This window comes from Alicyclobacillus sp. CIJ1 (genome assembly GCF_057538885.1).
This window is the reverse complement of record NZ_BAAJPH010000120.1, coordinates 1-4,188: the sequence shown is the minus strand read 5'-3', so window position 1 is coordinate 4,188 and position 4,188 is coordinate 1. Positions and strand designations below refer to the sequence as shown.

Genomic DNA, 4,188 nt, shown 5'->3' with positions numbered 1-4,188 from the left:
CGACGGAGATCAAGCTAACGACGGTGGAGCACCCGAAGACGCAGATGGGGCTGGACGCGGCGAAGTGGGTGATGCGTGCCATTGAGCGCGGGAAGCGCGACGCTGAGGAACCAGGGTCCATCGTGTACGAGCCCAAGCTGGTCGTGCGTGGGTCGACGAGGCAAGTGGCAGATTGAACTTTCAATGGTGTCTGCAGAAGATACGGTCTCTAGATGAAATGTGCGTACAAATACGAAAAGCTCTTGAGCGTAGCCTCGGTGTTGTGGTAGGATGCAGACGTGAATCCGGTTTCACCATATAACGCGTCGTTTGTTTGACCCAACTTGTACGGATATGCGTACAAGATAGCAGGGGGTGATGTGCTTGACTCGGACCTTGCTTGAGGCCAAAGGCATTCGCAAAGAGTTCCCGGGTACCGTGGCGCTCGACAATGTCTCGTTCGAGCTTTTAGAAGGCGAAATCCATGCGCTGATGGGCGAAAACGGGGCAGGAAAGTCGACGTTCCTGAAAATCGTCACAGGAGCATTGCAACCTGACGCAGGCGAAATACACATTGCGGGTCGAGCGGTAAAGCTACACTCCCCAGTGGATGCTCGCCGCTTGGGAGTCGCCATTGTGCATCAGGAGCTGAGTCTATTTCCGGACATCTCTGTCATGGAGAACATTCTCGTGGGACAACCGCCGACGCGCATGGGATTCATGAGGCGTCAACAGATGTATGAGCTCTGTGAGCGCTACCTCGATAGGTTTCATGTTGGCTTTTCTCCGACAGATGTCGTGAAGAACTTGAGTGTTTCTCAGCAGCAGATTGTGGAAATTGTGAAAGCGCTTGTGACAGACGCGGATGTGTATATCTTCGACGAACCCACGTCTGCACTAAGTGTAGAGGACGCTGCTCGCCTGTTTGACGTGCTAAGGGAGTTGAAGTCCAAAGGCAAGGGTGTCATCTATGTGAGCCACAAATTTGACGAGATATTCCAACTTTCAGACCGTATCACTGTATTTCGGGACGGAGCGCTTATCGGAACTGTTGAGACTTCGCAAACGGACTCGGACGAAGTCATTCGCATGATGGTGGGTCGCTCCATCGAGAGGATTTATCCAGACAAGGGGAAACCGGAGCCTCGCATCTTGCTCAAGGTGCAAAATCTGAATGCCGGTCCGAAGTGTAGGCACGTGTCGTTTGAGCTGTATAAGGGTGAAATTCTAGGAGTGTTCGGCCTTGTCGGCTCTGGGCGAACTGAAATGATGCGTGCACTCGCAGGGATCGATCCGAGGACGTCTGGGGAAATCGTGATGGACGGACAGGCCGTTCGGATCCATACGGTCCAGGACGCGATGCGACATGGCTTGTACTACCTCACGGAAGATCGAAAGGAACAAGGTTTGTTCCTCAAAATGTCAATCCGTGACAACGTAGCGGTCACGCATCTGGATTATCTTTCAAAGCGTGGCTTACTTCAGCGCGGTCGAGCAAGGGACCTTGCTACATCGGTCATTCGGGATCTCCGCGTGAAAGCGAAGGACGATGAGCAGCTTGTCGGAAGCCTGAGCGGCGGCAACCAGCAGAAAGTCATGATTGGAAAATGGATATCGCGTCAACCGCGCGTCCTCATTCTAGATGAACCCACGCGTGGTATCGACGTAGGTGCGAAAGCGGAGATTCATCAACTGTTGCGAAGGTTAGCCAACGAGGGCATCGGCATTATCGTGATTTCTTCGGAACTACCTGAAATCGTGGGGCTCAGCGATCGAGTCATGGTCGTCCATAACGGTACTGTGGCGGGTATCCTAAGCGGATCGCAAATGAACGACGAAACCATCATGGAATACGCATCTGGCTTGCACAAGGAAACTGCTGTGGGGTGAGAACATGCAACCAGTAGACACTGCTCCTGTCAACGTCGACAAAGCACGCGAGACATGGCTTCGAAGAGTCGCCCGCATTCGAGAGCTTACCATTGTTCTCGTGATCGTGGCTCTTTGCGTCATTTTGTCGTTCATGTCGTCGTCTTTTCTGAGCGTTGATAACATCGTCACGACCATTTTGAGCATCGTCATGACGGCCATTGTATCGGTGGGCATGACGGTGGCGCTCGTGTCTGGAGGCTTCGATCTGTCGGTCGGCTCTGTGATGTCCATGGCAGGTGTGGTCACGGGAAGTTTGGCATTGAACGGCGTGAACATTTGGCTGGCAGCAATCCTGGGTCTGTTGGCCAGCCTGTGCTCCGGGCTGATTACAGGTCTATTTATCGGCAAGGTCAAGATCAATCCGTTCATCATGACTCTCGGTATGCAGGGCGTGGTCCAAGGTGTGGCTTACGTCGTGACCCAGGGTGCGCCGTTGTCCGTCACGGGTGTACCGAAGTCGTTTCTCTACCTTGGTCAGGGCAATTTGCTGGGCATTCCCGTTCTCATCTGGATTCTGGCGGTCGTGGTTGTTGTCTCCGACTTCATCATGAGGCGTGCAGTCGTTGCTCGTAAGGTGTACTACATCGGCAGCAACGAAGCGGCTGCGTACTTGTCTGGTATTCGAGTCTCCAAGGTAAAGGTTTGGATCTACATTTTCACCGCTCTATTGGCGGGCATCGCGGGAATTCTGACACTCTCGCGGTTCAGCGTAGCTGCACCGACCGCTGGGCAGGGTATGGAACTTCAGGCGATTGCTGCGTGTATCATCGGCGGTGCCAGCTTGACGGGAGGTGAGGGTACCGTCCTCGGAGCACTGCTCGGTAGCGTGCTCGTGGGCATCGTAAACGATGCGTTGGTGCTGTTGAACGTATCCGTTTATTGGCAGAGCCTTGTTACAGGCTTCGTTTTGATTGCTGCGGTGACGTTAGACGTCCTGACCCACAGGAAAAAGGCAAATTGACGAGAGCTTAAGAAGGGGGTACGCTCATGAAACGGTTCAACTGGAAATCGGGAAAGAAATACGCGGCGGTTGCGGCAGCTGCTGCGTCGATCGTCTTGGCTGCGACGGGTTGCTCGACAGGCGGCGGAAACTCGTCCACTTCGTCCGGTTCGACCGGTGGCAGCTCCTCAGCGTTCCAGGGTTCATCGAGCGAAACGTACTACATGGTGACGTTCTTGTCAGGTATCGAGTACTGGAAGGGATGCTTCGCCGGCATGCAGGCGGCCGCCAAAGACCTTGGCGTGAAGGCGGTATTTACTGGAGCTCCTCAGTATGATATCAACCAAGAAGTTACGACCATGCAACAGGTCATCGCGAAGCATCCCGCGGGGATTTTAGTGACGTCAATTAACGCCCAGGCTATGACGCCCGTGATCAACCAAGCCATTGCGGCGGGCATTCCTGTCATTAGCTTCGACTCGGACGCGCCGCAGAGCAAGCGGTACGCTTACCTCGGGACGAGCAACATCGAAGCCGGGCAGAAGGCCGCGGATTATCTAGGACAAGCTCTCGGTGGCCATGGCGAAGTAGCAGTCATTACTACCCCGGGAGAGCTGAACTTGGACCAACGTGTGCAGGGATTCAAGGAGGAAATGGCCGCAAAATATCCAGGCATTAAGGTCGTCGCTGTCCAGAACGGAAACTCTGACCAAATCAAAACCGCTCAGGTCACCTCTGCGTTGCTCCAGACTTATCCAAATCTTGCGGGTATCTTCTGTACCGAGGCTGACGAGGGCACCGGTGCTGCGACCGCCGTGCAAGAAGCGGGAAAAACAGGCAAGGTGAAGATCGTGTCGTTCGACACAGACAAAGCGACGCTGAACGCGATCAAGAGTGGACAAATTACCGCAACGGTCGCGCAGGGCACATGGAACATGGGCTTCTGGGGCCTCATGGATTTGTTTGCGATTCATCACAACCTAGTACATCCTGTCGCCAACTGGCAACAGTCTGGCGTTGACCCCGTACCACCCGAGGTGGACACGGGTGTAACGATTGTGACGAAGAGCAACGTGAATGCGTACTTGCAGCAATAAGGAAGTTGCAAATGTACAAAGCTGGAACATAGGGATGCCTTCCGGCATCCCTTTTTTACAAGGGGGGGTGACGCATGCGGGGAGATGGAAAGGCAAAGTACGTCATGGTCAAAGAGCAAATCCGGGAGTGGATCCGCACGGGGAAGGTGAAACCCGGGCAGAAGATCTACTCGGAAAATGAACTCATCAAGATGTTCCGCGTCAGCCGGCATACCATCCGGCAGGCGGTGGGAGACCTCG

General features: G+C 54.2%; 4 protein-coding genes. All 4 read left to right on the top strand.

Annotation, left to right across the window (positions count from 1 at the left end):
- Positions 1–357 precede the first annotated feature (357 nt).
- Positions 358–1,869 (top strand): sugar ABC transporter ATP-binding protein, encoded by a 1,512-nt coding sequence (locus AC27E8_RS10785; RefSeq protein WP_487097118.1) that lies wholly within the window; start codon positions 358–360, stop codon positions 1,867–1,869.
- Positions 1,870–1,873: 4 nt separating this feature from the next.
- A complete protein-coding gene (locus AC27E8_RS10780; protein WP_487097116.1) occupies positions 1,874–2,872 on the top strand; it encodes an ABC transporter permease in 999 nt (332 codons plus the stop codon).
- A 26-nt stretch (positions 2,873–2,898) separates the two neighbouring features.
- Positions 2,899–3,948, top strand: coding sequence for a substrate-binding domain-containing protein (locus AC27E8_RS10775; RefSeq protein ID WP_487097114.1), 1,050 nt, complete (start codon positions 2,899–2,901; stop codon positions 3,946–3,948).
- Between the two features lie 74 nt (positions 3,949–4,022).
- Positions 4,023–4,188, top strand: a 166-nt coding sequence (locus AC27E8_RS10770; RefSeq protein WP_487111478.1) for a GntR family transcriptional regulator, incomplete at its 3' end; no start/stop codon positions are given.